We start from the raw sequence: 26,365 nt of genomic DNA, 5'->3' as shown, positions 1-26,365 counted from the left end.
TCATGAGAGTCGTGATCGCCGAGGACAACGCCCTGCTCAGGGAGGGCCTGGTCCTCCTGCTGACGTCGGCCGGGCACGAGGTGGTGGCCGTCGCCGGCAGCGGGCCCGAGGTGCTGCCCGCGCTGCTCGAACACCGGCCGGACGTGGCCGTGCTGGACGTGCGGATGCCGCCCGGCTTCCGCGACGAGGGGCTGCGGGCCGCTCTGGAGGCACGGGAGAAGATCCCGGGGCTGCCGGTGCTGGTGCTCTCGCAGTACGTGGAAGAGTCGTACGCCGCCGAGCTGTTGGGCGTCGGGGCGAGCGGGGTCGGCTATCTCCTCAAGGACCGGATCGGCCGCGTGGACGAGTTCCTCGACGCGCTGGACCGGGTCGCGGCCGGCGGTACGGCGCTCGACCCCGAGGTGGTGACCGAGCTGCTCACCCGGCGCCGTAATTCACCGCTGGACTCGCTGACCCCGCGCGAGCGCGAGGTGCTGAAGCTGATGGCGGAGGGCCACGACAACACGACGATCGCCAAGACCCTGGTCGTCACGGAACGCGCGGTGAGCAAGCACATCGGCAATGTGTTCCTGAAGCTGAGCCTGCCGCCGAGCGACAGCGGACACCGCCGGGTGCTGGCCGTGCTGGCCTATCTGCAGAACGTGTGACACGCGCGCCGCCGGTCGTGCCAGGGGATGACACGGCCGGCGGCGCGTACTGCGTTCTCAGTAGCCGCGATTGTCGGCAGCCGCACGACGACGGGACGGGGGTCCGCCCGCGAGTCTGGGCCGGTCCCCGAGAGCAGATGTGGAGCACTCCGTCCCGTGGCTACTTTTCTCCATCGACTGGGCCAACTGGCTTTCCGGCGACGCTGGTTGGTCACCCTGTTCTGGGTGACCGTGCTGGCCGCCGTGGGCTTCGCAGCCGTCAGGGCTCCCGAGGCCCCCGACGAAGGGTCGTCCATGCCGGGGATCGAGTCGCAGCAGGCGTTCGACCTGCTGGGGCAGCGCTTCCCGGGTTCGGCGGCGGACGGTGCGAACGCGCGGATCGTGTTCGTGGCCCCGCACGGCGAGAAGATCACTGCGGCCGCGAACAGGGCGGTCGTCGAGAAGCTGGTGACCGAGGCGGCCGACGGCTCCCAAGTCGCAAGCGCCGTCGACCCGTTCACGGCGAAGGCGGTGAGCAAGGACGCGACGACCGCGTACGCGACCGTCACCTTCAAGGTGAAGGCGCACGACCTGACAGATGCCTCAAAGGCCCATCTGCAGAAGGCAATTGACCGGGCCCGTGCGTCGGACCTGACCGTCGAGGTCGGCGGCACCGCGCTCGCGACCCAGCCCGCGGCGGGCGGCAGCGCCGAGGCGATCGGCATCGCGATCGCCGCCCTGGTGCTCCTGATCACCTTCGGTTCACTCGCGGCGGCCGGACTGCCCCTGCTGACCGCGGTCATCGGGGTGGGGATCGCCATGTCCTCTGTCCTGGCCCTGGCGAAGGCCCTCAACCTGTCCTCCACGACAGGCACGTTGGCCACCATGCTGGGCCTCGCGGTCGGCATCGACTACGCCATGTTCGTCGTCTCCCGCTATCGCGAGGAGCGCTCCAAGGGTCACGCACCTCAGGAGGCGGCCGGACTCGCGGCCGGGACGGCGGGTTCGGCAGTTGTGTTCGCCGGTCTAACCGTTGTCATCGCTCTGGCCGGTTTGTCGGTGGTCGGCATCCCGACGCTCACCAAGATGGGGCTGGCCGCCGCCGGTGCGGTCGTCGTCTCCGTCCTGATCGCGCTGACGCTGGTCCCGGCGCTGCTCGGGTTCTGGCCGAACGCCGTACTGTCCCGCTCCGCCCGCAAGAAGGGGAGTATCGAGGAGAACGGCGAGAACAACGGCGGCAGCCGCTGGGCGCGGTTCGTGCTGCGCCGTCCGGTCACCGTGCTGCTGCTCGGCGTGGTGGGCCTCGGGGCGCTCGCGCTTCCGGTGGCGGACCTCCAACTGGGCATGCCCGGCGACGAGGTGAAGTCCACGGCCACCACCGAACGCCGGGCCTACGACGACCTCGCTACGGGCTTCGGGCCCGGTTTCAACGGGCCGTTGACCGTCGTGGTCGACTCGAAGTCGGCCGACGGCACGAAGGCCGCCGTATCGACGATCTCGAAGCGGATCGCGGCCACCGAGGGCGTGGTCTCCGTCTCCCCGGCCCGTTTCAACCCGGCGGGCGACACCGCCGTCTTCTCGGCCGTCCCGTCGACCGGCCCCAGCGACGAGCGGACGAAGGACCTCGTCCACACCATCCGCGCCGAGCGCCCGGCGATCGAGTCCGCGACGGGCACGACGTTCCTGGTCACCGGTACGACCGCCGTCAACATCGACGTGGCGCAGAAGGTGCAGAACGCGCTGATCCCCTATCTCGCGGTCGTGGTCGGCCTGGCCGTCCTCCTGCTCCTCCTGGTCTTCCGCTCGGTCCTCGTCCCCCTGAAGGCGGCCCTCGGCTTCCTCCTGTCGGTGCTCGCCTCGCTCGGTTCGGTCGTCGCGGTCTTCCAATGGGGCCACGGCGCAAGCCTGTTGGGCGTGGAACAGACCGGCCCGATCATGAGCATGATGCCGATCTTCCTGATGGGCATCGTCTTCGGACTCGCCATGGACTACGAGGTGTTCCTCGTCGCCCGTATGCGGGAGGCCTACGCCCACGGGGACCGGCCGGCGCAGGCCATCGCGACCGGGTTCCGCTACAGCGCCCGCGTGGTCGTGGCCGCCGCGCTGATCATGATGGCGGTGTTCTCGGGCTTCATCGGGGCCGGCGAGACGATGATCAAGATGATCGGCTTCGGGCTCGCGGCGGCCGTGCTGCTCGACGCCTTCGTCGTCCGGATGGCGATCGTGCCCGCCGTCCTGGCGCTGCTGGGCCGCGCCGCCTGGTGGCTGCCGCGCACGCTGGACCGGCTGCTGCCGAACATCGACGTCGAGGGCGAGGCACTCACCCGCAGGGAGCCCGCGGCCCCAGCAGTTCCCGAACCTGTGCCGGTCACCCGTGCCTGACTCCGCCCCTCCCCCGATGGGCCGCCCGCAGAGCGTGACGCGGGCGGCCCCGCCGCCTGTCCCCGGACCCAAACGGCGGGACCCTGCCCCAGGCAAGGACCGGGCATCGCCCACCATGGTCACAGGAGACCCACCGGAGACACCGATGCACCACAGCTGGCAGCGGTACGCGGACGAGCACATCCGCACCGTCGACACCATGTCGGCGGTGCTGCTGTTCGCCATGTTCCTCTTCGGCAGCGAGCTGAACGTGCCGCGCGGTCCCGGGCCGGACGCGGTGGCCCCCACGATCGCGCTCGCCGCGATCTCCTGCGCGGCCCTCTTCTGGCAGCGGACCCGCCCCCGCGTGGTCGTCGCCGTCACGGCGGTCGCCGCCGCCGGGGCCGCCGCGCTGGGCTGCCTCCTCACCCCGCTGATGCTGGGGCCGCTGATGCTCGCCCTGTACCGGCTGGCCGTGCTCACCCGGCGCAGGACGGCCCGCCGCCACTTCGTCGCGTCGGCCGTGCTGCTGGTGACCACGGCGACGCTGGTAGACCCGGTGCATCACCCCTGGCCGTTCAAGACGGTCGGCCCGGCCGCCTGGCTGCTGCTGCCCGTCGTCGCCGGGAACGCGCTCCGGCTGCGGGACGCCTATCTGGAGGCGGTGCAGGCGCGCGCCGAGTACGCCGAGCGCAGCCGGGAGGAGGAGGCCCGGCACCGGGTGGCCGAGGAACGGATGCGCATCGCGAGGGAGTTGCACGACGTCGTCGCCCACCATCTGGCCCTGGCCCACGCCCAGGCCGGCACCGCCGCCCATCTGGCGCGCACCCACCCCGACCATGCGCAGAGGATCCTGACCGAGCTCGCCGGTACGACGTCCTCCGCACTGCGCGAGATGAAGGGCACGGTGGGCCTGCTGCGCCGGGCCGACGATCCCGGCGCACCGCTGGCCCCGAGCCCGGGGCTGGCCCAACTCGCCGAGCTGACCGACGCGTTCGCCAGCGCCGGACTCGTGGTCACCGTCACCACGGAGGGCGAACGGCGCCCGCTGTCGGCCGGGGTGGACCTGACGGCGTACCGGATCGTGCAGGAGGCGCTCACCAACGTCAGCAAGCACGCCACGACCGAGTCGGCTCATGTGCGCCTGCGCTATTCCCACGACCGCCTGACCGTCACCGTGTCCGACGACGGCCCGGGTGCGACGACCGTCCCGGCGCCGCCCCCTGGCCAGGGCTTCGGGCTGATCGGGATGCGGGAGCGCGCCCGGTCGGTCGGCGGTGCCCTGCGGGCCGGGCACCGGGCCGGGGGCGGCTTCGAAGTCACCACCGAACTGCCGCTGTACCCCAGCGCCCCGGAACCGGAAGAAAGAACCCCATGACCATCCGTGTGCTGCTCGCCGACGACCAGGCCCTCCTGCGGGCCACCTTCCGGATCCTGATCGACACCTGCGAGGACATGGAGGTGGTGGGCGAGGCGGCCGACGGCGCCGAGGCGATCGCGCTGGCCGGTGAACACCGCCCCGACCTCGTCCTGATGGACATCCGCATGCCCGGCACCGACGGCCTCACCGCCACGACCGCCATCTGTGCCGACCCGGCGCTGTCCGGCACCCGTGTCCTGATCCTCACCACCTTCGAGGTCGACGAGTACGTGGCACAGGCCCTGCGGGCCGGCGCCAGCGGTTTCCTCGGCAAGGACGTCACCGCCGAGGCACTGCTCGCCGGCATCCGCACGGTCGCGTGCGGCGAGTCCCTCCTCTCCCCGCTCGCCACCCGCACCCTGATCAGCCGCTTCCTGGCCACCCCCGCACCGAGCGCACGCCTGGCGACACCCGACCGGCTCGACGTCCTCACCGCCCGGGAGCGCGAGATCATGGCCATGGCGGCCGAGGGCCGCTCCAACGACGAGATCGCCGAGCAGCTGTACGTCAGCCCGCTGACCGTCCGCACCCATGTGCACCGCGCCATGACCAAGCTGGACGCCCGCGACCGCGCCCAACTCGTCGTGATGGCCTACCAGTCGGGGCTGGTGCAGGCACCGCCGCCGGCCGGTCCCGCACTCTGACGGAGCGCCCGTTCAGGCGAACCCCCCGCCGAACAGGCGTGCCGCACCCGCTCGCCGTCGACACCTGTGGCGTGCCCCTCCCCTACATCGCCCCCATGCTCGCCACCCCCGGTACCCTCCCGCCCGCCGGACAGGACGCCCGCTGGGCCTACGAGACCAAGCAGGACGGCCAGCGCGTGCTGGTGTACCTCCCCGGCGACGGCAGCGTCCTGCTGCGCGCCCGTTCCGGTTCGGACATCACCGGCGCCTACCCCGAACTCCTGCCCCTGGGCCGCGAGTTGGGCAGCACGCGGGCGATCCTGGACGGTGAGGTGCTGGCCCTGGACGAACAGGGCCGCGCCGACTTCCAGTTGCTGCAGAACCGGATGGGGCTGGCCGACTCGCCCGCTCTGGCGGCACACCGGGCCGCGAACAACCCTGTCCATCTGGTGCTGTTCGACGTTCCCCACCTCAACAGGCCGTTCCTCGGGCTCCCTTACACCGACCGTCGCGCCGAGCTGGAGCGACTGGGACTGAACGGCCCGAACTGGTCAACTCCCGCCGCGCTCACGGGACATGGTGCCGAGGCGCTGCGGGCGACCCGTGAACACGGCCTGGAGGGGCTGGTCTGCAAGCGGCTGGACTCGGTGTACGAGCCCGGGGTGCGGTCCCGGGCCTGGATCAAGATCCGTAATCTGCGCAGTGAGGACGTGCTGGTCGGCGGGTGGGTGCCGGGCAAGGGGCGGTTGTCGGGGCTGCCGGGCGCGGTGCTGGTGGGGCAGCGCACGGCCGGGCGGCTGCGGTACGTCGGCAATGTGGGCACGGGCTGGAGCGAGGCCGAACGTGCCGAACTCGCCGCACTGTTGCGGGCCGCCGCTACCGACGCCTGCCCCTTCGATCCGGTGCCGGCGGTGGCCGGGGCGCGCTGGGTGGTGCCCCGCCTTGTCGGCGAGGTCCGCTACAGCACCCGCACCCGGGCCGGGATGCTGCGACAGCCGTCCTGGCTGCGACTGCGCCCCGACCTGGCACCGCAGGAGTCGGCCGCGGACCTGCCGGAGGACTGAAGAACTTGCGTAGCTCAAGTATTGGGCGGCGGGTCACCGTCGCGACACCTCACCCCCTTGGCGTGTACATGGAAAGCAGGGACTCTGAAAGCCCTTTCCATCCACAGCCGTTGGGCTGCGCCCGAAGAGGAGAACGCAGTGTCGTCCCAGAAGTCCCGGACCCGCCGCGGAAGGTGGCTCGCCGGTCTCGGCGGTGCGGCCGTACTCGTCATCGCCTTCCCCTCCGCCGCCTTCGCGGCCCCGCCGAAGGCACTGCCCGCCAACGCCGAGGCGGCCGAGCAGACATATCTGCCCGCCTTCGACTACGACACGGACGGCTGCTACCCGACACCCGCGATCGGCCCCGACGGCACCATCAACGGCGGCCTCAACCCCACGGGTTCGCTCAGCGGCGAGTGCCACGACACCTCGGACCTCGACAACACCAACAGCTACTCGCGCTACAAGTGCAACAACGGCTGGTGCGCGTACATGTACGGCCTGTACTTCGAGAAGGACCAGGCGATCGCCAACTCCAGTATCGGCGGGCACCGCAACGACTGGGAGCACGTCGTGGTATGGGTGCAGAACGGCACGATCCAGTACGTTTCGACGTCCAACCACGGCTCGTTCACCGTGCACGCGGCCTCCGAGGTCCGCTTCGACGGCACGCACGCCAAGATCGTCTACCACAAGGACGGCATCGGCACGCACGACTTCCGGCTGGCGAACGCCAACGACGAGCCGCCGGAGAACGACAAGCACACCTGGCAGTACCCGCCGCTCGTCGGCTGGAACGGCTACCCGGCGGGCCTGCGCGACAAGTTGAGCGCCTACGACTTCGGCAGTGCGAACTTCGGGCTCAAGGACGCCAACTTCGTGGCCCACCTCACGTCGGCGAAGCCTTCCGGAATCTCGTTCGATCCCGCCGCCTGACGGTACCGTCCGCAGGGCACCATCGTTCTCAGGGCTCCCGGGACCATCTCGACCCCGGGAGCCCGAGAGGACGGAACGTGGCAGCTGAACGCAGGGTCTCGCGGCGGGCTCTCCTGATCGCGCTGGGCATCGCCGGAGCGACGGCCATCCCGGCGGGTGCGCAGGGCCCGGCCCCCGGGAACGGATACACCGTGCCCACCCTCGCCTTCGACGACCCGGCCACCCAGCACCGGCTCGGTGACCTGTACGCATCCGCGCTCAGGTCCGTGTCCGGCGCCAACACCATCGGCGCGGACCGCTCGGTCTACGACAAGGCGGGCCTGCTCAGCTACCCGCCCGGCACGGTCGTCCGGGCCGGCGGCGGCTACCCCGCACCCCAGCGCTGGACGCGGGACGCGGCCGTCAACGCGTGGAGCGGGGTCAGCCTGCTCGCGCCCGAGGTCGCCCGCAACACCCTGTGGTCCGTGGTCGACCGGTCGCGGGACGGGCTCGTCGTCCAGCAGGACAACCAGTGGTGGGACCAGATCGTGTGGGTCCTGGCCGCCCACCACCACTACCTGGTCACCGGCGACCGCGACTTCCTCACCCGGGCCCACGAGACGTCCTCGCGCACCCTCGCGACCCGCCGCGCCCAGCACCTCAACCCGACGTTCGGCCTCTTCGAGGGCCCGGGCTTCATGAACGACGGCATCTCCGGCTACCCGAGCCCGCCCGCCTCGAAGTCCGTCCACTCGTCCTTCGTCCTGGACCACCCGCACGCCAAGAAGCTGATGTGCCTGTCGACCAACTGCCTCTACTACGGCGCCCATCTCGCCCTCGCCGCCATGTCCGAGGCCCTCGGCCACCCCGTACAGGCCGCCTCCCTGCGCTCGGACGCGGAGCAGCTGCGCACGGCGGTCGACCGGCACCTGTGGCGCGCCGACGCCGGCACCTACGGCTACCTCGTCCACGGCGAAGGCCCCCTCGCCGGACACCTCGACACCTCCCAGGAGGGCGCGGGACTGGCCCTCGCCGTCCTCCTGGGCGTCGCCGACACCGAACGCGCCGGCCGGATCCTCGACTCCACGCACTGGCAGCCGTACGGCATCGTCAACGTCTGGCCGCACTTCCCGCGCTTCGACGACCGGCGTCCGGGGCGGCACAACGTGATGGTGTGGCCTATGGTCCACGGGCTGTACGGCCAGGCCGCGGCGGACGCGGGCCGCGCCGGACCGTTCGCCCTCGCCGTCGACACCCTCGCCGGTCTGATCGCCACGAGCGGCGGCTTCTACGAGCTGTACAACTCGGTGACGGGTGCCGTGGACGGCGGCTGGCAGGGAGGCGCCAGTGGCCACGCGAACCACTTCGTGTCCCAGCCCGACCAGACCTGGTCGGCGACCGCGTATCTGCGGCTGATCCACGACGGCCTGTTCGGTCTGACGTTCACGGACGGCTCGCTACGGCTGCGCCCGTGTCTGCCCCCGGCCTGGGGCGCGGTGAGGCTGCGCGGGCTGCGGTACCGGGGCACGACCCTCGACATCGCGCTGAGCGGAAGCGGGAGCCGGGTGCGGTCCTGCACGGTCGACGGGCGGCCGGGGGAACCCGTCGTACCCGCCGACGGGACCGGTCACCGCACCCTGCATGTGGTCCTCACCGACACGGTGTGACGCGTACGTCACAGTCGCCAGGTGACCGGGTCCGGTCCACGGCACGGTGCCGGAAGGTCTATCGTGTCCGCATGTCCGTGCCCGAACTGATCCGAATCGTCTCCCGCGACTCGCCCATGGCGCTGGCCCAAGTGGAGCGTGTCCGCGCCGAGTTGGCCGTCCTTCATCCGCAGGTGCGCACCGAGGTCGTGCCGGTGAAGACGACCGGCGACAAGTGGATGGGCGACCTGTCCGCCGTCGAGGGCAAGGGGGCGTTCACCAAGGAGGTGGACGCCGCGCTGCTCGCGGGTGAGGCGGATCTCGCGGTGCACTGCATGAAGGACGTGCCCGCCGACCGGCCGCTGCCCGCCGGTACGACGTTCGCCGCGTTCCTGAAGCGGGACGACATCCGCGACGCCCTGATCCATCCGGGCGGGCTGACCCTCGACGAGCTGCCCGCCGGTACCCGTGTCGGCACCTCCTCGGTCCGCCGGGTCGCGCAACTCGCCGCCACGCACCCGGAGTTGGAGTGCGTGCCGTTCCGCGGCAACGTCAACCGGCGACTGGAGAAGCTCGCGGCGGGCGAGGCGGACGCGCTGCTGGTCGCGGTGTCGGGGCTGGAGCGCATCGGCCGGATGGGCGTGGCCACCGAGGTGCTGTCCGCCGAGGCGATGATGCCGCCGATCGGCGCGGGCATCCTCGCCCTGCAGTGCCGTGAGGGCGACACCGACGTCATCGACACGATCAGCGGGCTCGGTCACCCCGAGACGCATCGTGAGGCGACGGCGGAGCGCATGTTCCTGCATGTCCTCCAGGGGCACTGCAACAGCCCGATCGCAGGGTACGCCCAGGTCGACCGGAGCGGTGAACTGTCGCTGCGCGCCTGTGTGTTCACCCCGGACGGCAAGACCCGGCTCAACGCCCACGAGTGGGCGGGCCGGCTGGACCCGGCGACGCTCGGCACCTCGGTGGCGGTGGCGCTGCTGCGGCAGGGCGCCCGCGAGATCATCGACGGCATCCCGCACTGACGCCCGAGAGGCTCAGGGGGTGCCGGGTTCCGCTTGGTCGCGGAGGAAGTTGCTCACCTGGTGCGCCAGGCCGTCCCGCCCGGCACAGGCCGCGACGGCCTCCTCGCACAGCCCGATACCGCCCGCCCACAGGCGCCGCTCGGTCCACTCCTCCTCGACCCGCAGCTGCACCTGTACGTCCACCTGTGTCAGGGACGCCTCCGGACCGGCCGCGTACAGGACGGCTGTGGCGCGGCGCAGCGGATAGACGTCGAAGCCCTCGATGAACTGCGAGCTGCGCCAGTCGATGAAGGCGCTCTCGCCGTCCGGACCGACCCTGATGTCGATCTGGCCGTCCTCCAGGTGGATGCCGAGGTGCCGGGTGCCGCGGTTCTCGACGGTGACACGGAGAGTGAAGTACGTCAGCCCTTCGGCGGCGTCGTCGCGTCCGCGCGGCGGCTCGGCTGCCGCCAGGCTGTGGACGCGGACACGCAGACCGGCATGTTCGTCGTACTCGTGCCAGTCCCCGACCACGTTCGGCTCGTACACAATGCACCCTCTCGACCTCAGAGAGCTGCTTCCTATCTGTGTGCTCAGCGCACTGTCAAATGAGCAGAATGCGCTGTGGCCAGCGTTTTCGCCCGCTTGATCACTGATCAAGCCGTGCGCAGCAAGAATCCGGTTTCCGGCCACCGAACCGTGCTCGGGGGCGTGCCGCACATCACGTCCCCGGCAAGATCAGCGAGCCAGCCGTCCGAGCAGGGAGGAAGCGGCCGCGATGCCCAGCGCGGCGGCCACCAGAAGGACGGCGAAGTCGGTGCCCACATGCGACGGGGTACCCAGAAGGAGCCCGCGCAGGGCGTCCACTTCGTAGCTGAGCGGGTTCGCCTTGCTCACCGCCTGCAGCCAGCCGGGCATGATCGCCACCGGGTAGAGGGCGTTGGAGCCGAAGAACAGCGGCATGGTGATCGCCTGTCCGAAACCCATCAGCCGGTCCCTGCTGAGCACGATGCCGGCGATGGTCATCGAGAGGCAGGAGAAGAAGGCCGAGCCGAGGATCACGATCGCCCCGACGCCGATCAGCTTCAGCGGGTTCCAGGTCAGCGCCACCCCGAGGCTCGCGGCGATGACGACCACGACGACGGCCTGGATCAGCGACTTCACACCGGCCGCGAAGGCCTTGCCGGTGATCAGCGCCGAACGCGGGGTGGGGGTGACGAGGAGCTTGTTGAGGATGCCGGCGTCGCGCTCCCAGATGATCTGGATGCCGTAGAAGATGGCGATGAACATCGCGGACTGGGCGATGATGCCCGGGGCGAGGTAGTCGATGTAGGGGATGCCGCCGGTGGGGATCGCCTTGATGCGGGTGAAAGTCTGGCCGAAGATCAGCAGCCAGAGGGCCGGTTGGACGGCCCGGGTGTACAACTCGGTGCGGTCGTGGCGGAGTTTCTGGAGTTCCACCGCGCACATCGCGATCACGCGGGCGGGCAACAGGCGCCAGCCGGACCGGGGTTGGGGCGGGGTGAGCAGCAGGTTCAGGTCGTACTCGGGTGCGGGGTCAGCCGACGCGGTTCGCGGTGCGGCGGGTGCTTCGGACATCGCGGAAACCTCCTGACCGGTCTTCGAGACCGCTGCCGGCGATGTCCCGGAAGACGTCCTCGAGGGTGGGCAGCGGATCGGTGGCGGGCGCACCGTCGGCGCGGCGGCGTTCGCCGAGGCCCTCGCGGAGCTGGACCGGGGTGCCCAGGGCGCGGATGCGGCCGCGGTGCATCAGGCCGACGCGGTCGCAGTACTGGTCGGCCTCGTCCATGTAGTGGGTGGTGACCAGGACCGTCATGCCCGTCGCCTCGCGCACGGCGTTGATGTGCTCCCACACGCTGGTGCGGGCGATCGGGTCGAGGCCGATGGTGGGCTCGTCGAGGATGAGCAGCCGGGGCGCGCTGACCAGGGCCTGCGCGAGTTCGAGGCGGCGGACCATGCCGCCGGAGTAGGTGTTCGCGAGCCGGTCGGCGGCGTCGGTGAGGTCGACGGCCCGTAGCGCCTGGGCGACGCGGGCAGCGCGTTCTCTGCGCGGGACGTCGAAGACGCGGGCGAAGAGAGCGACGTTCTCGCGGCCGGTGAGCCCGCTGTCGGCGGACAGCTGCTGTGGGACGTAGCCGAGCATGCGGCGTACCGACATCTGCTCCTTGGCCGTGTCGTGGCCGAAGACGTGCACCATGCCCGCCGGGACCGGCAGGAGGGTGGTGATACAGCGGATGGCCGTGGTCTTTCCGGCGCCGTTGGGGCCGAGCAGTCCGAAGACCTCGCCCTCCCCCACGGACAGGTCGAGCCCGTCCACCGCGGTGGTCTCGCCGAAGGAGTAGGCGAGCCGGGTGCAGCTGACGGCTGCGGACCGCCCGGTGGCAGTGTCCTGCGTCATGAGTCCTCGGCCTCCTCGTGCAGATTGACGGCCAGCTGGTGCAGGGCCGGGATCGCCGCGCGCAGCGCGTCCCGGTCCGCCTGGTCGAGACGGTCGACCTGCGCTCGTACGAGGGCCGCGCGCCGTGCGTGCCAGTCGCCGAGGCGGGTCTTGGCCGTCTCGGTGAGCTGGAGGCGGGCGGCGCGCCGGTCGGCGGGGTCCGTCTCGCGGATCAGGAAGCCGTCCCGGGCGAGCTGGTTGACCAGGGTCGACACCGAGTTGCTCGCGAGGAACAGCTCCTTGGCCGCCTCCGAGATGCCGATACCGGGCCGGACCTCGACCAGGCGCAGCAGCTCCACCTCGGCGCCGCGCAACCGCGGCATGGTCATCTCGCTCCGCAGTCGCCTGCGGATCAGCCGCTGGACCCCGACGAGCGCGTCGGCCAGCTCTTCCGGGAATTTCTCCGTCTCCACACCCGGAGATTACCTCTTTAGCAGAGGTAACTAACCCAAAAGGATGGTCAAGACACCCGCTCGGGAGGCAGCGGAACCGGTTCCGGTTGGACACTGAGGAGGAGACCGGTGGCCGCCGGTCCAGGAGATCGGAACGCGACTGCCATGAACCACGACAGGACAACGTCCCCCGGAGAACCTGACTCCGTCTCCACCCGCACGGTGTTCGGCGCCCCCTGCTGGGTGAGTCTCACCAGCCGCGACGTGGATACCACCGAGGCGTTCTACGAGGCCGTGTTCGGCTGGAAGTGGCGCTCGGCCCGGCTCGGCGACCAGTTCCGGATCGCCACGGCGAACGACATTCCGGTGGCCGGCCTGGGCGCGGTGGCCTCGATGTGGCAGATCCCGGTGGCCTGGACGCCGTACTTCGCCGTGCCCGACGCGGATGTGGCCGCGGCAAGGGTCCGCGAGCGCGGCGCCACGGTCGCCGTGGGCCCGCTCTCCTTCCCGCCCGGCCGCGCGGCCCTGCTCGGCGACCGGGACGGCGCGACCTTCGGCATCTGGGAGGGCGACCTCATGGGCGGCTGGGAGACCTGGCGCCGCTCGGCCCCGGCCTTCGTCCGCCTGCACACCCGGGACGCCTTCGACGCGGCGATCTTCTACGGCGAGGTCCTCGACTGGGCGTCGGCGGACCCGGCGAGCTGCGAGGTGCGGTACGAGGGCGGCGAGGTCGTCCTGCGCAGCGGCGGCAATGTCGTGGCGCGGATCGAGTCCGGCGCGCTGGAGGCGGCTCCCGACCCGACCGTCCGCCCGCACTGGCAGGTCCACTTCGCGGTCTCGGACATCCGGTCCTCCTCCCGGGTCGTGGCCTCGCACGGCGGGAGCGTCCTGCGGGAGAACGCCCACGAGGCCGTGCTGCGCGACCCGGACGGCGCCCAGTTCACGGTGACCTCGCGCGGGGCCCCCTGACGCTCAGCGCCGGGCGGGCCGCGAGAGCAGCACCAGACTGCGCGCCTCCACGACCATCTCCGTGTCGGCCTTGTGTTCCGTCTCGTCCGGGGTGCCCTGCGGTTCGGCGGTGTCGATCAGGGTCGTCCAGCGCTCGCCGTAGGTGACGTCCGGGAGACGGAAGTCGACCGGCTCCCAGTAGCTGTTCAGCAGGAGCAGGAAGGAGTCGTCGACGACGGGCCCGCCGTGCGGGTCGCGTTCGGCGATGGCGTCACCGTTGAGGAAGACCCCTACCGAGTGCGCGTCCGAGCGCTGCCAGTCCTTGTCGGTCATCTCGCGGGCGTCGGGCAGCAGCCACACCAGGTCGGGCAGCGGCTGTCCGGGGTGCACGGCGGTCTCGCCGCGGAAGAACCGGCGCCGGCGCAGCACGGGATGGGCGGCGCGCAGCCCGATGACGTACCGCGTGAACGCTGCGAGTTCGCGCTGCTCGTCGGTCAACTCCCAGTCGATCCAGGAGACTTCGTTGTCCTGGCAGTAGGCGTTGTTGTTGCCGCGTTGGCTCCGGCCCAGTTCGTCGCCGTGGCTCAACATCGGGATGCCCTGCGAAAGGAGCAGCGTGGCAAGGAAGTTGCGCTGCTGCCGGGCGCGCAGCTCCAGCACGCCGGGGTTGTCGGTCTCCCCCTCGGCCCCGCAGTTCCAGGACCGGTTGCCGCTCTCGCCGTCCCGGTTCCCTTCCCCGTTGGCCTCGTTGTGCTTGTCGTTGTACGACACCAGGTCGCGCAGGGTGAACCCGTCGTGCGCGGTGACGAAGTTGACGCTGGCGCGGGGTCGGCGCCGGCTGTGCTGGTAGAGGTCGGAGGAGCCGGTGAGCCGGGACGCGAACTCGCCGAGCGTGTGCTCGCCGCCGCGCCAGAAGTCCCGTACGGCGTCCCGGTACTTGCCGTTCCACTCCGACCACAGCGGCGGGAAGTTGCCCACCTGGTAGCCGCCCTCCCCGACGTCCCACGGCTCCGCGATGAGCTTGACGCGGCTGATCACCGGGTCCTGCTGGATCAGGTCGAAGAACGCCGAGAGCCGGTCCACCTCGTGGAACTGCCGGGCCAGCGTGGCCGCGAGGTCGAAGCGGAAGCCGTCGACATGCATCTCGGTGACCCAGTAACGCAGCGAGTCCATGATGAGCTGGAGGACGTAGGGGTGCCGCATCAGCAGGCTGTTCCCGGTGCCCGTCGTGTCGTAGTAGTGGCCCCAGTCGCCGTCCACCAGGCGGTAGTAGGAGGCGTTGTCGATGCCCCGGAAGGAGAGGGTGGGGCCCTTCTCGTTGCCCTCGGCGGTGTGGTTGTAGACGACGTCGAGGATCACTTCGAGCCCGGCGGCGTGCAGCGCCTTCACCATGGACTTGAACTCGGTTACCTGTCCGCCGCGTTCGCGGTGTGCGGCGTAGGCGTTGTGGGGCGCGAAGAAGCCGATGGTGTTGTAGCCCCAGTAGTTGGACAGGCCCCGGTCCTGGAGCACTCCGTCCTGGATGAACTGGTGCACCGGCATCAGCTCGACGGCGGTCACCCCGAGCGAGACGAGATGGTCGACGACGGCCGGGTGCTCGAGCCCCGCGTAGGTGCCCCGGAGTTCTTCCGGGACCTCCGGGTGGGTGCGGGTCAGCCCCTTCACATGGGCCTCGTAGATCACTGTGTCGGCGTACGAGCGCCGGGGCGGGCTGTCGTCGCCCCAGTCGAATGCGGGGTCGGTGACCACGCCGAGCATGCCGTGCCCGGCGCTGTCGCCGGGGGCGGGTCCGGCCGAACGCTCGTACAGCGAGGGGTCGTTGTCGATCTGGCCGTCCACCGCCCGGGCGTACGGGTCGAGGAGCAGCTTCGCCGGGTTGCAGCGGTGTCCTGCGGCCGGAGCCCACGGGCCGTGCACCCGGTAGCCGTAGCGCTGCCCGGGCCCGACGCCCGGCAGGTAGCAGTGCCACACGAAGCCGTCGGCCTCGGTCAGCCGGACGTTCCGGTGGCTGCCGTCGTCCTCGACGAGGACCAGGTCGACGCGTTCGGCGACCTCGCTGAAGAGTGCGAAGTTGGTGCCCTTCCCGTCGTAGGAGGCACCCAATGGATAGGGGTGCCCGCTCCACACGGACACCCCTTTCCGGCGCTGGCTCGCGGTCACCGGGCGTCCTCCAGGACGCCGAGCACCGGGCGGGCCGGCAGCGCGGGCGGTACCGCGCGGGGAAGTTGCAGCATCTCCCGCAGGCGCGGCGCGGGAGTGGTGGGAACACGCGGGACGCGTTCGCCGCTGGGGGCGCGCTGCGAGAACCAGATGACCTTGCTTCCGGTCTCGGTGGCACAGCAGCCCCAGCCGTCGCTCATCGCGGCGATCCGGGCAAGGCAGGGACGGAGATCCTGGTCCGGGCGCAGATCGCGGTCGTTGTCGCCGATGGCGGTGATCAGGTGCTGGCCGTTCCACCAGAGCTCGATCGACGCGTCCTTGTCCGTGGCGTGCTCGTCGATGGCCCGCAGCAGCAGCTCGGCGCCGCGGCAGACGGGGTCCACGAGAACCTCCAGGTCCCAGAGGCGGAGATGGGCGGCCAGGATGCGCCTGACCTGCCCGACCCGTTCCGGACTGACTTCCACGTCGAGGTGGTAGTAGCAGGGCACTGCGGTCTTCATCTTCGTTGGCTCCCTACCGGCGAAGCTCGCGCTTCCCCTCGCCCTGCGGGGCCGGGGCCCCGAACACGAAGCGTGAGCACTGATCGCTTCTGAGTCAGCTCCAGAGTGCGAGCGCTAGGCCATTCGTGCAACACGAGCGACCCATGAGGTAGTTGAAGATCCAACAAGACGCTTGGTCATCACCTGTGCACCATGAGTGAAAGCCTCGACTGCCGTGCCGGAGCCATGCCGCTCCGCGCACGGCCGCCACCCGATGGTCGGGAACCGCGGTCCGCCGAGGCGGAAGGTGAACAGCGCCATGCTGCTACCCGCCAAAGCCGAAGTGGCCCGCCAACTGCGGCGCTACCGGGCGTGGGAACGCGTGATGCTCGCATCGCCGGGCGACCGGACGGTACGGGCCACCTTCGAGGACTCGGGCTACACCCTGTGCGTGCTCATGGGGAAGCGCTGCGCGCGCGAGGCCGCGGAAGCCGCCGAACGCTATCTGCACAGCAGCACGGGCTCGTACCTCCAGGAGCAGAACGGACGCCCCCGTACGACGGCCGTCGTACACCGCGGGCCACCGGTCACCGTCGCCGTCGACCGGCGTTCCCCGGCGGGAAGGTAGTCCCCCTTCCGGCGCAGCTTGGCCCCCCACCGGGTGAACAGCCCGGCCACGAGCACGGCGGAGGTGAGACCCATGAACGCGACCCCGGCACCGATCGGCCGCATTCCGGTACGTGACGTGCGCCCGGCCGTGGAGAGCGGCGCGCGCCCGGCGAAGGCGGTGGTCGGCGAGACGTTCGAGGTCACGGCCACCGTGTTCCGCGAGGGCCACGACACGATCGGCGTGAACGTCGTTCTCCACGACCCCGACGGCCGCCCCGGCCCGTGGACGCCGATGCGCGAACTCGCCCCCGGCAGCGACCGCTGGGGCGCCGAGGTCACCCCGGACGCGCCGGGGCGCTGGTCCTACGTCGTGGAGGCCTGGGGCGATCCCATCGCCACCTGGCGCCGGGCCGCCCGCATCAAGATCCCGGCCGGCGTCGACGTCGGCCTGATGCTGGAGGAGGGCGCGGAACTCCACGCGCGCGCCGCCACCGGGGTGCCCGAGGGACCGGCACGGGCCGCGGTGCTCGCCGCCGCGGAGACGCTCCGCGACGACTCACTGCCGGTGGGGACGCGGTTCGTGGCCGCGTTGACGCCGGCGGTGCAGGGAGCGCTGGAGCGATATCCGCTGCGGGAGTTGGTGACTGCTTCGGAGCCTCGTGCGCTGCTGGTGGAGCGGGAGCGGGCGCTCTACGGCTCCTGGTACGAGTTCTTCCCCCGCTCCGAGGGCACGGCTGCCGAGCCCCACGGCACGTTCCGTACGGCCGCGCGGCGGCTCGATGCAATCGCGGCGATGGGCTTCGACGTGGTGTATCTCCCGCCGATCCATCCGATCGGGACGGCCTTCCGCAAGGGTCCGAACAACACGCTGTCCGCCGGGCCCGAGGATGTCGGTGTCCCCTGGGCGATCGGCTCCCCCGAGGGCGGCCACGACGCGATCCACCCCCGGCTCGGCACGCTGGAGGACTTCGACGCGTTCGTCGCCCGCGCCGGTGAGCTGGGCATGGAGATCGCGCTCGACTTCGCCCTCCAGTGCTCGCCGGACCACCCCTGGGTGGACAAGCACCCGGAGTGGTTCCACCACCGCCCCGACGGCACCATCGCCTACGCGGAGAACCCGCCGAAGAAGTACCAGGACATCTACCCGATCGCCTTCGACCGCGACATGGACGGCCTGGTCGCGGAGACGCTGCGGGTGCTGCGGCACTGGATGGACCACGGGGTGCGGATCTTCCGCGTCGACAACCCGCACACCAAGCCGGTGGTGTTCTGGGAGCGGGTCATCGCCGACATCAACGCCACCGACCCGGACGTGATCTTCCTGGCCGAGGCGTTCACCCGCCCCGCGATGATGGCCACCCTCGCCCAGGTCGGCTTCCAGCAGTCGTACACCTACTTCACCTGGCGCAACACCAAACAGGAACTCACCGAGTACCTGACCGAGCTCTCGGGCGAGGCGGCCGCCTACATGCGGCCCAACTTCTTCGTCAACACCCCCGACATCCTCCACGAGTTCCTCCAGCACGGCGGCCGCCCCGCCTTCGAACTCCGCGCGGTGCTGGCGGCGACGCTCTCCCCCACCTGGGGTGTCTACAGCGGCTACGAACTGTGCGAGAACGCCGCTCTCCGGCCGGGCAGCGAGGAGTATCTCGACTCCGAGAAGTACCAACTCCGGCCCCGCGACTGGACGTCCGCCGAGCGGGAAGGCCGTAGCATCGCTCCCCTCATCGCCTCGCTCAACGCGATCCGGCGTCGCCACCCGTCGCTGCACCGGCTCAGGAATCTCCGCTTCCACCGGACGGACAACGACGCACTGATCGCGTACAGCAAGACCACGGGCGTGGACACGGTTCTGGTGGTCGTCAACCTCGATCCGCACCACACCCAGGAGGCCACGGTCTCGTTGGACATGCCGCAACTCGGCCTGGAATCACACGAATCCATGTCGGTGCACGACGAACTGACGGGTGAGTCCCATCAGTGGGGCAGGACCAACTATGTGCGTCTGGAACCCGGCCGGGCTCCCGCGCACGTGTTCCACGTCCGGCGGTCCACACAGAGCGGAGGGTCAAGAGCTTCATGACTGTCAACGAACCGGTCCACGACACCTTCGAGGACACTCCCGCCAAGGACCGGGACCCCGAGTGGTTCAAACGCGCCGTCTTCTACGAGGTCCTGGTCCGCTCCTTCCAGGACAGCAACGGCGACGGCATCGGTGACCTCAAGGGCATCACCGCCAAACTCGACTACCTCCAGTGGCTCGGCGTCGACTGCCTCTGGCTCCCGCCGTTCTTCAAATCCCCGCTCCGCGACGGCGGTTACGACGTCTCCGACTACACCGCCGTCCTCCCCGAGTTCGGGGACCTCGCCGACTTCGTCGAGTTCGTGGACTCCGCGCACCAGCGGGGCATGCGGGTCATCATCGACTTCGTCATGAACCACACCAGCGACCAGCACCCGTGGTTCCAGGAATCCCGCAGGGACCCCGACGGGCCGTACGGCGACTACTACATGTGGGCCGACGACGACAAGCAGTACCCCGACGCCCGCATCATCTTCGTCGACACCGAGGCGTCGAACTGGACCTTCGACCCGGTCCGCAAGCAGTACTACTGGCACCGCTTCTTCTCCCACCAGCCGGACCTCAACTACGAGAACCCGGCCGTCCAGGAAGAAATCCTGGCCGCCCTCCGCTTCTGGCTGGACCTCGGCATCGACGGCTTCCGGCTCGATGCCGTCCCGTACCTCTACGCGGCCGAGGGCACCAACTGCGAGAACCTGCCCGCCAGTCACGACTTCCTGAAGCGCGTCCGCCGCGAGATCGACGCGATGTATCCGGACACGGTGCTGCTGGCGGAGGCGAACCAGTGGCCCGAGGACGTCGTCGACTACTTCGGCGACTTCCAGAGCGGCGGCGACGAATGCCACATGGCGTTCCACTTCCCCGTCATGCCCCGCATCTTCATGGCCGTACGCCGGGAGTCCAGGTATCCCGTCTCGGAAATCCTCGCCAAGACCCCCGCGATTCCATCCGGTTGCCAGTGGGGCATCTTCCTGCGCAACCACGACGAGCTGACCCTGGAGATGGTCACCGACGAGGAACGCGACTACATGTGGGCCGAGTACGCCAAGGACCCCCGCATGCGCGCCAACATCGGCATCCGCAGGCGTCTGGCGACTCTGCTGGACAACGACCGCAACCAGATCGAGCTGTTCACCGCCCTGCTGCTCTCCCTGCCCGGCTCGCCGATCCTCTACTACGGCGACGAGATCGGCATGGGCGACAACATCTGGCTCGGCGACCGCGACGCCGTCCGCACCCCCATGCAGTGGACGCCCGACCGCAACGCGGGCTTCTCCTCCTGCGATCCGGGGCGCCTCTTCCTGCCGACGATCATGGACCCCGTCTACGGCTATCAAGTCACCAACGTCGAGGCGTCGATGTCGTCGCCCTCCTCGCTGCTGCACTGGACCCGCCGCATGATCGAGATCCGCAAGCAGAATCCGGCGTTCGGCCTCGGCTCCTACACGGAGCTCCAGTCGACGAACCCGGCGGTGATCGCGTTCCTGCGCGAGTACGAGGACGATCTCGTGCTCTGTGTGCACAACTTCTCGCGGTTCGCGCAGCCGACCATGCTGGATCTGCGGGAGTTCGACGGCCGGCATCCCGTGGAGCTGATCGGCGGGGTGCGCTTCCCCGCGATCGGTGAGCTGCCGTATCTGCTGACGCTCGCGGGACACGGCTTCTACTGGTTCCGGCTCTCGCGAGCCGCTCCCCGCAACGGCCGACGACTTTGAGGATGTGCCCGCGAAAGGACGCGTCACCATGCCGAAGACCGCACCCCTCCGACCGAGCGGCCCCGCCGTCGACCGGCCGCCGGCCACGCTCGCCGGACTGCTGCGCGAATGGCTGCCCGGGCAGCGCTGGTTCGCCGGCAAGGACCGGCCGGTGGCCGACCTCGACGTGCTGTCCACCACTGAACTGTTCCCGGGCTGCCTCCATCTGCTGGTGCACGCCTCCCACACGGGAGTTCCCGCGCCGGGCGGCACTCCCCCGCCCGGCGACTGCTACCAACTCCTGCTCGGCGTAAGGGAACACGTCTCGCCGAGGCTCGCCCGGGCCTTCGTCGGCCGGGTGGAGGAAGGCCCGTTGGCCGGACTCGCGGTGTACGACGCCTTGCAGGACCCGCGCTCGGCCGAACTGCTGCTGGAGCGGCTGCGGCACCCCGGTACGGCGGGCCCCCTGCGCTTCGAGGCGGACCCGTCGATGCCGGTGCCCGGCGGACTCGCGCCCCGGCTGCTGGACGCCGAGCAGTCCAACTCGTCGCTGGTGTACGGCGACCGGTTCATCCTGAAGGTGTTCCGGCGCATCCAGCCCGGCGTCAATCCGGACCTGGAGCTGCCGGGGGCGCTGGCGGCGCAAGGCTGCACCCGGGTCCCGGCGCCGGTGGCGTGGTTCCGGACGGCTCAGCCATGGGCCGCGACGCTCGGTGTGCTCCAGCCGTTCCTGCCGGACGCGTCCGACGGCTGGGCGCTGGCGCTGCGCGCACTCGCCGTTGGAGATCAATTCACCACAGAGGCTCACGAGTTGGGGCAGGCAACCGCCGATGTCCATCTCGCGCTGGCCGCGGCTTTTCCGTCCGAGAGCGCGACGGGAAACGAACACACGGCCGCCGCAATGACCGAGCGTCTGGAAGCCGCCGCGCACTCCGTTGCCGCCCTGCGGCCGTCCGTGCCCGGGCTGCGGGCCGCGTTCGGCGCCCTGGTCGGCCGTGACGCCGGGCCGCCCGCCCAGCGGATCCACGGCGATCTGCATCTCGGGCAGGTGCTGCGGGCCGGCCGCGACTGGTTCGTCATCGACTTCGAGGGCGAGCCGTCCAAGCCGCTGGCCGAGCGGCGCAGCGCGCAGTCACCGGTGCGGGACATCGCCGGGATGCTGCGTTCCTTCGACTACGCGGCCAGGCAGCGCCGTCCCTGGCGCCCCGAGTGGGCGCGCCGCTGCCGGGAGGCCTATTGTGCGGGCTACGCGGCCCGGGCCGGCTGGGACCCCCGCACCAAGCACGCCCTGCTCCGCGCCTACGAGACGGACCGGGCGGTCTACGAAGTGCTGTACGAGGCCAGACACCGCCCGGACTGGCTTCCCGTACCCATGGCGGCGATCGAGCGACTCGCCGTCCGAGGAGGCTGAACTCCGTGGCCCTGCGCGACACTTCACCTTCGGAGGCGGGCGGTCCGGCCACGCCCGGCGGCCCGGCCACCCCGGACGCGGGCGGCCCGACCGGGCCTGACGCGACGGAGACCGGCTCGCGGCCCGTCACGGAGGCTCCGGAGTCGGCCGGCTCACCCACGGCGGCCGTCCTGGAGACAGGCGAACCAACCGGGCCCGCCACTCCGGAGACCGGCGCCCCGGCCGCGCCCGCGGCCGTTCCGGTTCACCTGGGCGCAGGTGGTCCCACGGCGTCCGCCCCGCTGGACCCGGCCGACCGCGAGCGCCTGCTGTCGGGCGCCCACCACGACCCGCACGCGCTGCTCGGCGCGCGTCCGGTATCGGGCGGGATCGCCTTCCGGGCGCTACGGCCGTACGCCCGGGCCGTGAGTGTCGTGATCGACGGGATGCGCAACCCGCTCGCCTCTGAAGGGGGCGGTCTCTTCTCCGGCGTGCTGCCGCTCGACGCGATCCCGGCGTACACGCTGCTGGTGTCGTACGCGGAGGGCGACGAGCACGAGGTGCACGACCCGTACCGCTTCCTGCCCGCGCTCGGGGATCTCGATCTGCACCTGATCAGGGAGGGGCGTCACGAGGAACTGTGGAAGGCGCTCGGCGCCGAGCCGATGACCCACGAGGGAGTCTCCGGCACGCGCTTCTCCGTGTGGGCGCCGAACGCCCAAGGGGTGCGTGTCGCCGGGGACTTCAGCTCCTGGGACGGGACGGCCTTCCCGATGCGGTCGCTCGGTTCGTCGGGTGTGTGGGAGCTGTTCCTGCCGGGAGTGGGCGAGGGCGCCCGCTACAAGTTCGAGATCACCTCGCGGCACGGCGACCGCTTCCTCAAGGCGGACCCGATGGCCCGCCGTACGGAGGTGCCGCCCGCCACGGCGTCCATCGTGACGGCCTCGCACCATGAGTGGGACGACGCGGAGTGGATCGCCCGCCGGACGGAAACACCGGTCCACGAAGCGCCGTTCTCCGTGTACGAGGTGCATCTCGCGTCCTGGCGGCCCGGGCTGACGTACCGTCAGCTGGCCGTCGAACTCCCCGCGTACGTCAACGACCTGGGCTTCACCCACGTCGAGTTCATGCCCGTGACCGAGCATCCCTTCGGCGGTTCCTGGGGCTACCAGGTCACCGGCTTCTACGCCCCGACCGCCCGCCTCGGCACGCCCGACGACTTCAAGTTCCTCGTCGACGCCCTGCACCAGGCCGGAATCGGCGTGATCATGGACTGGGTGCCGGCGCACTTCCCCAAGGACGACTGGGCGTTGGCCCGGTTCGACGGGGAGCCGCTGTACGAGCCCGGGGACGCGCGGCGGGCCGAGCACCCGGACTGGGGGACGTACGAGTTCGACCTCGGGCGGACCGAGGTGCGCAACTTCCTTGTGGCGAACGCCGTGTACTGGTGCCAGGAGTTCCACATCGACGGCCTGCGCGTGGACGCGGTCGCCTCGATGCTCTACCTCGACTACTCACGCGACTCGGGCCAGTGGACCCCGAACGTCCATGGCGGGCGCGACGACCTGGACGCGGTCGCCTTCCTCCAGGAGACGAACGCGACCGTGTACCGCCGGGTGCCCGGTGTCGTGACGATCGCCGAGGAGTCCACCGCCTGGGACGGCGTGACCCGCCCCACCGACACCGGCGGCCTCGGCTTCGGACTGAAGTGGAACATGGGCTGGATGCACGACTCGCTCGGCTACATGGCGCACGAGCCCGTCCACCGCAAGTTCCATCACCACGAGATGACCTTCTCGATGGTGTACGCGTACAGCGAGAACTACGTCCTGCCGATCTCGCACGACGAAGTGGTCCACGGCAAGCGGTCCTTGGTGTCGAAGATGCCCGGCGACTGGTGGCAGCAACGCGCCAGCCTCCGCGCCTACCTCGCCTTCATGTGGGCCCACCCCGGCAAGCAACTCCTCTTCATGGGCCAGGAGTTCGCCCAGGGCGCCGAATGGTCCGAATCCCACGGCCCCGACTGGTGGCTGCTCGACCCGGCCTACGACGCCTCGCCCGACCACCGGGGTGTCCAGAGCCTGGTCCGCGATCTCAACACCGTCTACCGCCGCACACCCGCCCTCTGGCAGCTCGACACCCAACCCTCCGGTTTCCGCTGGGTATTGGGCGACGCGGCCGAGGACAACGTCTTCGCGTTCCTGAGGTTCGACGCCGGGGGCGCGCCGCTTCTCGCCGTCAGCAACTTCTCCCCCGTCGTCCGCCACGACTACCGGCTCGGGGTCCCGGAGGACGTCCCGGCCTGGCGCGAAGTCCTCAACACCGACGGCGCCGCCTTCGGCGGCAGCGATGTGATCAACCCGGATCCGGTCAAACCGGAGGACGGTCACATCCGGCTCACGCTCCCGCCCCTGGCGACGGTGTGGCTGACACCGGGGTGAATCCGCTCGCCGCCAAACTCGGTAAGGGCACTTCCCTGTTCCCCTCACCAATCGCTCACACCTGGGCTACATTCGAGCACCGTCGATAACAGCAATGATCGGCAGAGTCACGCCCCGTACAACCCAGGAGCAGCGCATGCGCGACTTCGCCGTCGCTCCACCCCCCACCTCCGCCCTGTCCACCCTGACCGGCGGCCTCGCCGACAGCGTCTTCGAGACCGCGGCCGTCAATCCCACCCGTCCGCTGATCGCGCGCCGCCCCGACCCCTCCGTCGCCGTGTGGGAGGAGGTGACCGCGGTCGAACTGCGGGACGAAGTCGTCGACGTGGCAAAGGGGTTGATCGCCTCCGGGATCTCGCCGGGCAGCCGGGTCGCGATCATGGCCCGCACCCGTTACGAGTGGACGGTGTTCAGCCACGCCCTGTGGGCCGTCGGCGCCGAGGTGGTGCCGGTCCATCCGACGTCCTCGCGCGAGCAGGTCGAGTGGATCCTGCGGGACGCCAACTGTGTGGCCGTGGTCGTGGAGGACGAACAGGGCATCATGACGGTCGGCACGGTGTGTGCCGCGCTGCCGCTGCTGCGACACGTCTGGCAACTGGACTCCGGGGCGCTGGCCCAGCTCGTGGAGCGGGGCACGTACATCCCGCAGACCACGGTGGACTCGCTGCGCCGGATCGTGATGCCGGACTCGACCGCCGTCGTCGCCTACACCTCGGGCACCTCGGGCCGGCCCATGGGCTGCGCGCTGACCCACCGCAGCCTCGCCAGCCCATGCGACATCTTGCTCTCGGGCTGGCCGAACACGGCGGCGCCCGCGGGGGAACAGCCGGCCGTGCTGGCCTTCCTGCCCTTCTCGCATGTGTACGGCCTGATGATCCAGGGCCTGTGCACGCGTGGCGGCTGGCTGATGGCCCACGAGCCGGAGATGACCGAGGCCGCTCTGGTGTCGGGGCTGCGGTCCTTCCGGCCCACCTATCTCTACGCCGTGCCGTCGGTCTTCGAGAAGATCTACAAGAACATGTTGCGGACGGCCCAACAGCTGGGCCGCGGCGCGCTGTTCGAGCGGGCCGCGGCGACCGCGCGGGAGTTCGCGGCGGCCGAGGAGCGGCTGAGACTCGGCCGGGGCTCGGGCCCCGGACTCGATCTGCGGCTGCAGCACGCCGTGTTCGAGCGGACGGTCTACCGCAAGCTGCGCGCGGGCCTGGGCGGCCGGGTGGTCGGCGGCACCTCGGGCGGCTCTCCGCTGAACCGTGAACTGTCCTTGTTCTACGCGGGCATCGGCATCATGGTGCACGACGGCTACGGGCTCACGGAGACCGCCGGCGGGATCACCATGCAACCGGCGGGCCGCGAGAAGATCGGCACCGTGGGGCAGGCGCTGCCGGGCACCGAGATCCGGGTCGCGGAGGACGGCGAGATCCTGGTGCACGGTCCCTCGGTGTTCCAGGGCTACATCAACGACGAGCGGGCGACCCGGGCGACCATGCACGCGGGCTGGCTGGCGACCGGGGACATCGGGCGGCTGGACACCGAGGGGTATCTCACGATCACCGGCCGCAAGAAGGACATCATCATCACCAGCAGCGGCAAGAGCGTGGCGCCGGCCGCCCTGGAGAACCGGCTGCGCATGCATCCCCTGATCCATCAGGCGGTGGTCGTCGGCGACGACCGTCCCTGTGTGGGGGCGCTGCTGACCCTGGACCCGGAGTTCGTGGCGCACTGGCAGGCCGGCCTCGCGATGCAGAGCGACGCGCGGGGCCGGGAGGCCCGTGAGGAGAACGCGCTGCGGGAGGAGATCACCCGGGCCGTGGCAGCCGCCAACAGCCCGGTGGGGCGTGCCGAGTCGATCCGGGTGTTCCGGGTGCTCCCGCAGCCGTTCGACGTCGCGGGCGGGCTGCTGACGCCGTCGATGAAGCTGCGCAGGGACGCCATCGTGCGGAAATACGCGTTCGAGATCGACGCGATGTACCAGGCACGCGCGCGTGCCCCGCGACTGCCGCCAGTGGAGGAGCAGGTCACGGGGTGGGAGGACGCGGACAACGTGTTCCGGTGAGGTCACCGGCACACGGG

Annotated in this window: 21 protein-coding genes; 15 read left to right on the top strand and 6 right to left on the bottom strand. The window is 70.6% G+C overall.

Going from position 1 to position 26,365, the window contains the following annotated elements:
* Positions 1-2 precede the first annotated feature (2 nt).
* The 8 genes from ACFXC1_RS07270 (at position 3) to hemC (ending at position 9,662) form a co-directional block, all read left to right on the top strand.
* Entirely contained in the window at positions 3-647 is a 645-nt protein-coding gene (locus ACFXC1_RS07270) for a response regulator (RefSeq protein ID WP_262062155.1), read from the top strand.
* Positions 648-803: 156 nt separating this feature from the next.
* A complete protein-coding gene (locus ACFXC1_RS07265) occupies positions 804-3,008 on the top strand; it encodes an MMPL family transporter (protein WP_381239992.1) in 2,205 nt (734 codons plus the stop codon).
* Positions 3,009-3,153: 145 nt separating this feature from the next.
* Positions 3,154-4,365 (top strand): sensor histidine kinase, encoded by a 1,212-nt coding sequence (locus tag ACFXC1_RS07260; RefSeq protein ID WP_381239989.1) that lies wholly within the window; start codon positions 3,154-3,156, stop codon positions 4,363-4,365.
* A complete protein-coding gene (locus ACFXC1_RS07255; protein ID WP_381239986.1) occupies positions 4,362-5,051 on the top strand; it encodes a response regulator in 690 nt (229 codons plus the stop codon). The genes ACFXC1_RS07260 and ACFXC1_RS07255 overlap by 4 nt, the downstream gene beginning before the upstream one ends.
* 71 nt (positions 5,052-5,122) lie before the next feature.
* Positions 5,123-6,094 (top strand): ATP-dependent DNA ligase, encoded by a 972-nt coding sequence (locus ACFXC1_RS07250; protein ID WP_381239983.1) that lies wholly within the window; start codon positions 5,123-5,125, stop codon positions 6,092-6,094.
* 138 nt (positions 6,095-6,232) lie between these two features.
* Positions 6,233-7,009 carry an NPP1 family protein gene (locus tag ACFXC1_RS07245; protein WP_381239980.1) on the top strand — a complete coding sequence of 259 codons (777 nt, stop codon included), beginning with the start codon at positions 6,233-6,235 and terminating at the stop codon, positions 7,007-7,009.
* A gap of 77 nt (positions 7,010-7,086) precedes the next feature.
* The gene (locus ACFXC1_RS07240; RefSeq protein WP_381239977.1) at positions 7,087-8,655 is read left to right on the top strand and encodes an MGH1-like glycoside hydrolase domain-containing protein; all 1,569 of its coding nucleotides are present in this window, start codon (positions 7,087-7,089) and stop codon (positions 8,653-8,655) included.
* A 71-nt stretch (positions 8,656-8,726) separates the two neighbouring features.
* Entirely contained in the window at positions 8,727-9,662 is a 936-nt protein-coding gene (hemC, locus tag ACFXC1_RS07235; protein WP_381239974.1) for a hydroxymethylbilane synthase, read from the top strand.
* 12 nt (positions 9,663-9,674) lie between these two features.
* Here hemC and ACFXC1_RS07230 read toward each other — a convergent pair whose 3' ends face one another.
* The 4 genes from ACFXC1_RS07230 to ACFXC1_RS07215 form a co-directional block, all read right to left on the bottom strand.
* Positions 9,675-10,190 carry a hypothetical protein gene (locus ACFXC1_RS07230; RefSeq protein ID WP_381239971.1) on the bottom strand — a complete coding sequence of 172 codons (516 nt, stop codon included), beginning with the start codon at positions 10,188-10,190 and terminating at the stop codon, positions 9,675-9,677.
* Positions 10,191-10,379: 189 nt separating this feature from the next.
* Positions 10,380-11,240, bottom strand: a complete 861-nt coding sequence (locus ACFXC1_RS07225) for an ABC transporter permease (RefSeq protein ID WP_381239968.1) — start codon at positions 11,238-11,240, stop codon at positions 10,380-10,382.
* On the bottom strand, positions 11,200-12,060 hold the full coding sequence (locus tag ACFXC1_RS07220; RefSeq protein ID WP_381239965.1) for an ATP-binding cassette domain-containing protein: 861 nt from the start codon (positions 12,058-12,060) through the stop codon (positions 11,200-11,202). The genes ACFXC1_RS07225 and ACFXC1_RS07220 overlap by 41 nt, the downstream gene beginning before the upstream one ends.
* Positions 12,057-12,512: a MarR family winged helix-turn-helix transcriptional regulator gene (locus ACFXC1_RS07215; protein ID WP_381239962.1), complete on the bottom strand. Its 456-nt coding sequence runs from the start codon at positions 12,510-12,512 to the stop codon at positions 12,057-12,059. Before ACFXC1_RS07215 ends, ACFXC1_RS07220 begins: the two co-directional genes overlap by 4 nt.
* A 144-nt stretch (positions 12,513-12,656) precedes the next feature.
* On the opposite strand from ACFXC1_RS07215, the gene ACFXC1_RS07210 reads away from it, so the two are divergent.
* A complete protein-coding gene (locus ACFXC1_RS07210; protein ID WP_381239959.1) occupies positions 12,657-13,460 on the top strand; it encodes a VOC family protein in 804 nt (267 codons plus the stop codon).
* A gap of 3 nt (positions 13,461-13,463) precedes the next feature.
* On the opposite strand, the gene glgX is transcribed toward ACFXC1_RS07210, so the two are convergent.
* On the bottom strand, positions 13,464-15,599 hold the full coding sequence (gene glgX, locus ACFXC1_RS07205) for a glycogen debranching protein GlgX (protein WP_381239956.1): 2,136 nt from the start codon (positions 15,597-15,599) through the stop codon (positions 13,464-13,466).
* The gene (locus ACFXC1_RS07200) at positions 15,596-16,099 is read right to left on the bottom strand and encodes a pep a2 (RefSeq protein WP_381239953.1); all 504 of its coding nucleotides are present in this window, start codon (positions 16,097-16,099) and stop codon (positions 15,596-15,598) included. Before ACFXC1_RS07200 ends, glgX begins: the two co-directional genes overlap by 4 nt.
* Before the next feature lie 298 nt (positions 16,100-16,397).
* On the opposite strand from ACFXC1_RS07200, the gene ACFXC1_RS07195 reads away from it, so the two are divergent.
* The 6 genes from ACFXC1_RS07195 to ACFXC1_RS07170 all read left to right on the top strand — a co-directional run bounded on the left by ACFXC1_RS07195 (position 16,398) and on the right by ACFXC1_RS07170 (position 26,348).
* Positions 16,398-16,706: a DUF5133 domain-containing protein gene (locus ACFXC1_RS07195; protein ID WP_381239950.1), complete on the top strand. Its 309-nt coding sequence runs from the start codon at positions 16,398-16,400 to the stop codon at positions 16,704-16,706.
* 72 nt (positions 16,707-16,778) lie between these two features.
* Positions 16,779-18,770 (top strand): alpha-1,4-glucan--maltose-1-phosphate maltosyltransferase, encoded by a 1,992-nt coding sequence (locus ACFXC1_RS07190; RefSeq protein WP_381239948.1) that lies wholly within the window; start codon positions 16,779-16,781, stop codon positions 18,768-18,770.
* Positions 18,767-20,485, top strand: coding sequence for a maltose alpha-D-glucosyltransferase (gene treS / locus ACFXC1_RS07185; RefSeq protein WP_381239945.1), 1,719 nt, complete (start codon positions 18,767-18,769; stop codon positions 20,483-20,485). Before ACFXC1_RS07190 ends, treS begins: the two co-directional genes overlap by 4 nt.
* A 28-nt stretch (positions 20,486-20,513) precedes the next feature.
* A complete protein-coding gene (locus tag ACFXC1_RS07180) occupies positions 20,514-21,875 on the top strand; it encodes a maltokinase N-terminal cap-like domain-containing protein (protein ID WP_381239942.1) in 1,362 nt (453 codons plus the stop codon).
* A 248-nt stretch (positions 21,876-22,123) separates the two neighbouring features.
* Positions 22,124-24,295 carry a 1,4-alpha-glucan branching enzyme gene (glgB, locus tag ACFXC1_RS07175; RefSeq protein ID WP_381241119.1) on the top strand — a complete coding sequence of 724 codons (2,172 nt, stop codon included), beginning with the start codon at positions 22,124-22,126 and terminating at the stop codon, positions 24,293-24,295.
* 136 nt (positions 24,296-24,431) lie between these two features.
* Positions 24,432-26,348, top strand: coding sequence for an AMP-dependent synthetase/ligase (locus ACFXC1_RS07170; RefSeq protein WP_381239939.1), 1,917 nt, complete (start codon positions 24,432-24,434; stop codon positions 26,346-26,348).
* Positions 26,349-26,365 lie beyond the last annotated feature (17 nt).

The organism is Streptomyces hokutonensis (assembly GCF_042751305.1).
Classification (GTDB): domain Bacteria; phylum Actinomycetota; class Actinomycetes; order Streptomycetales; family Streptomycetaceae; genus Streptomyces; species Streptomyces hokutonensis_A.
The sequence above is the reverse complement of the archived record's forward strand: the minus strand, read 5'-3'. Positions and strand labels throughout refer to the sequence as shown.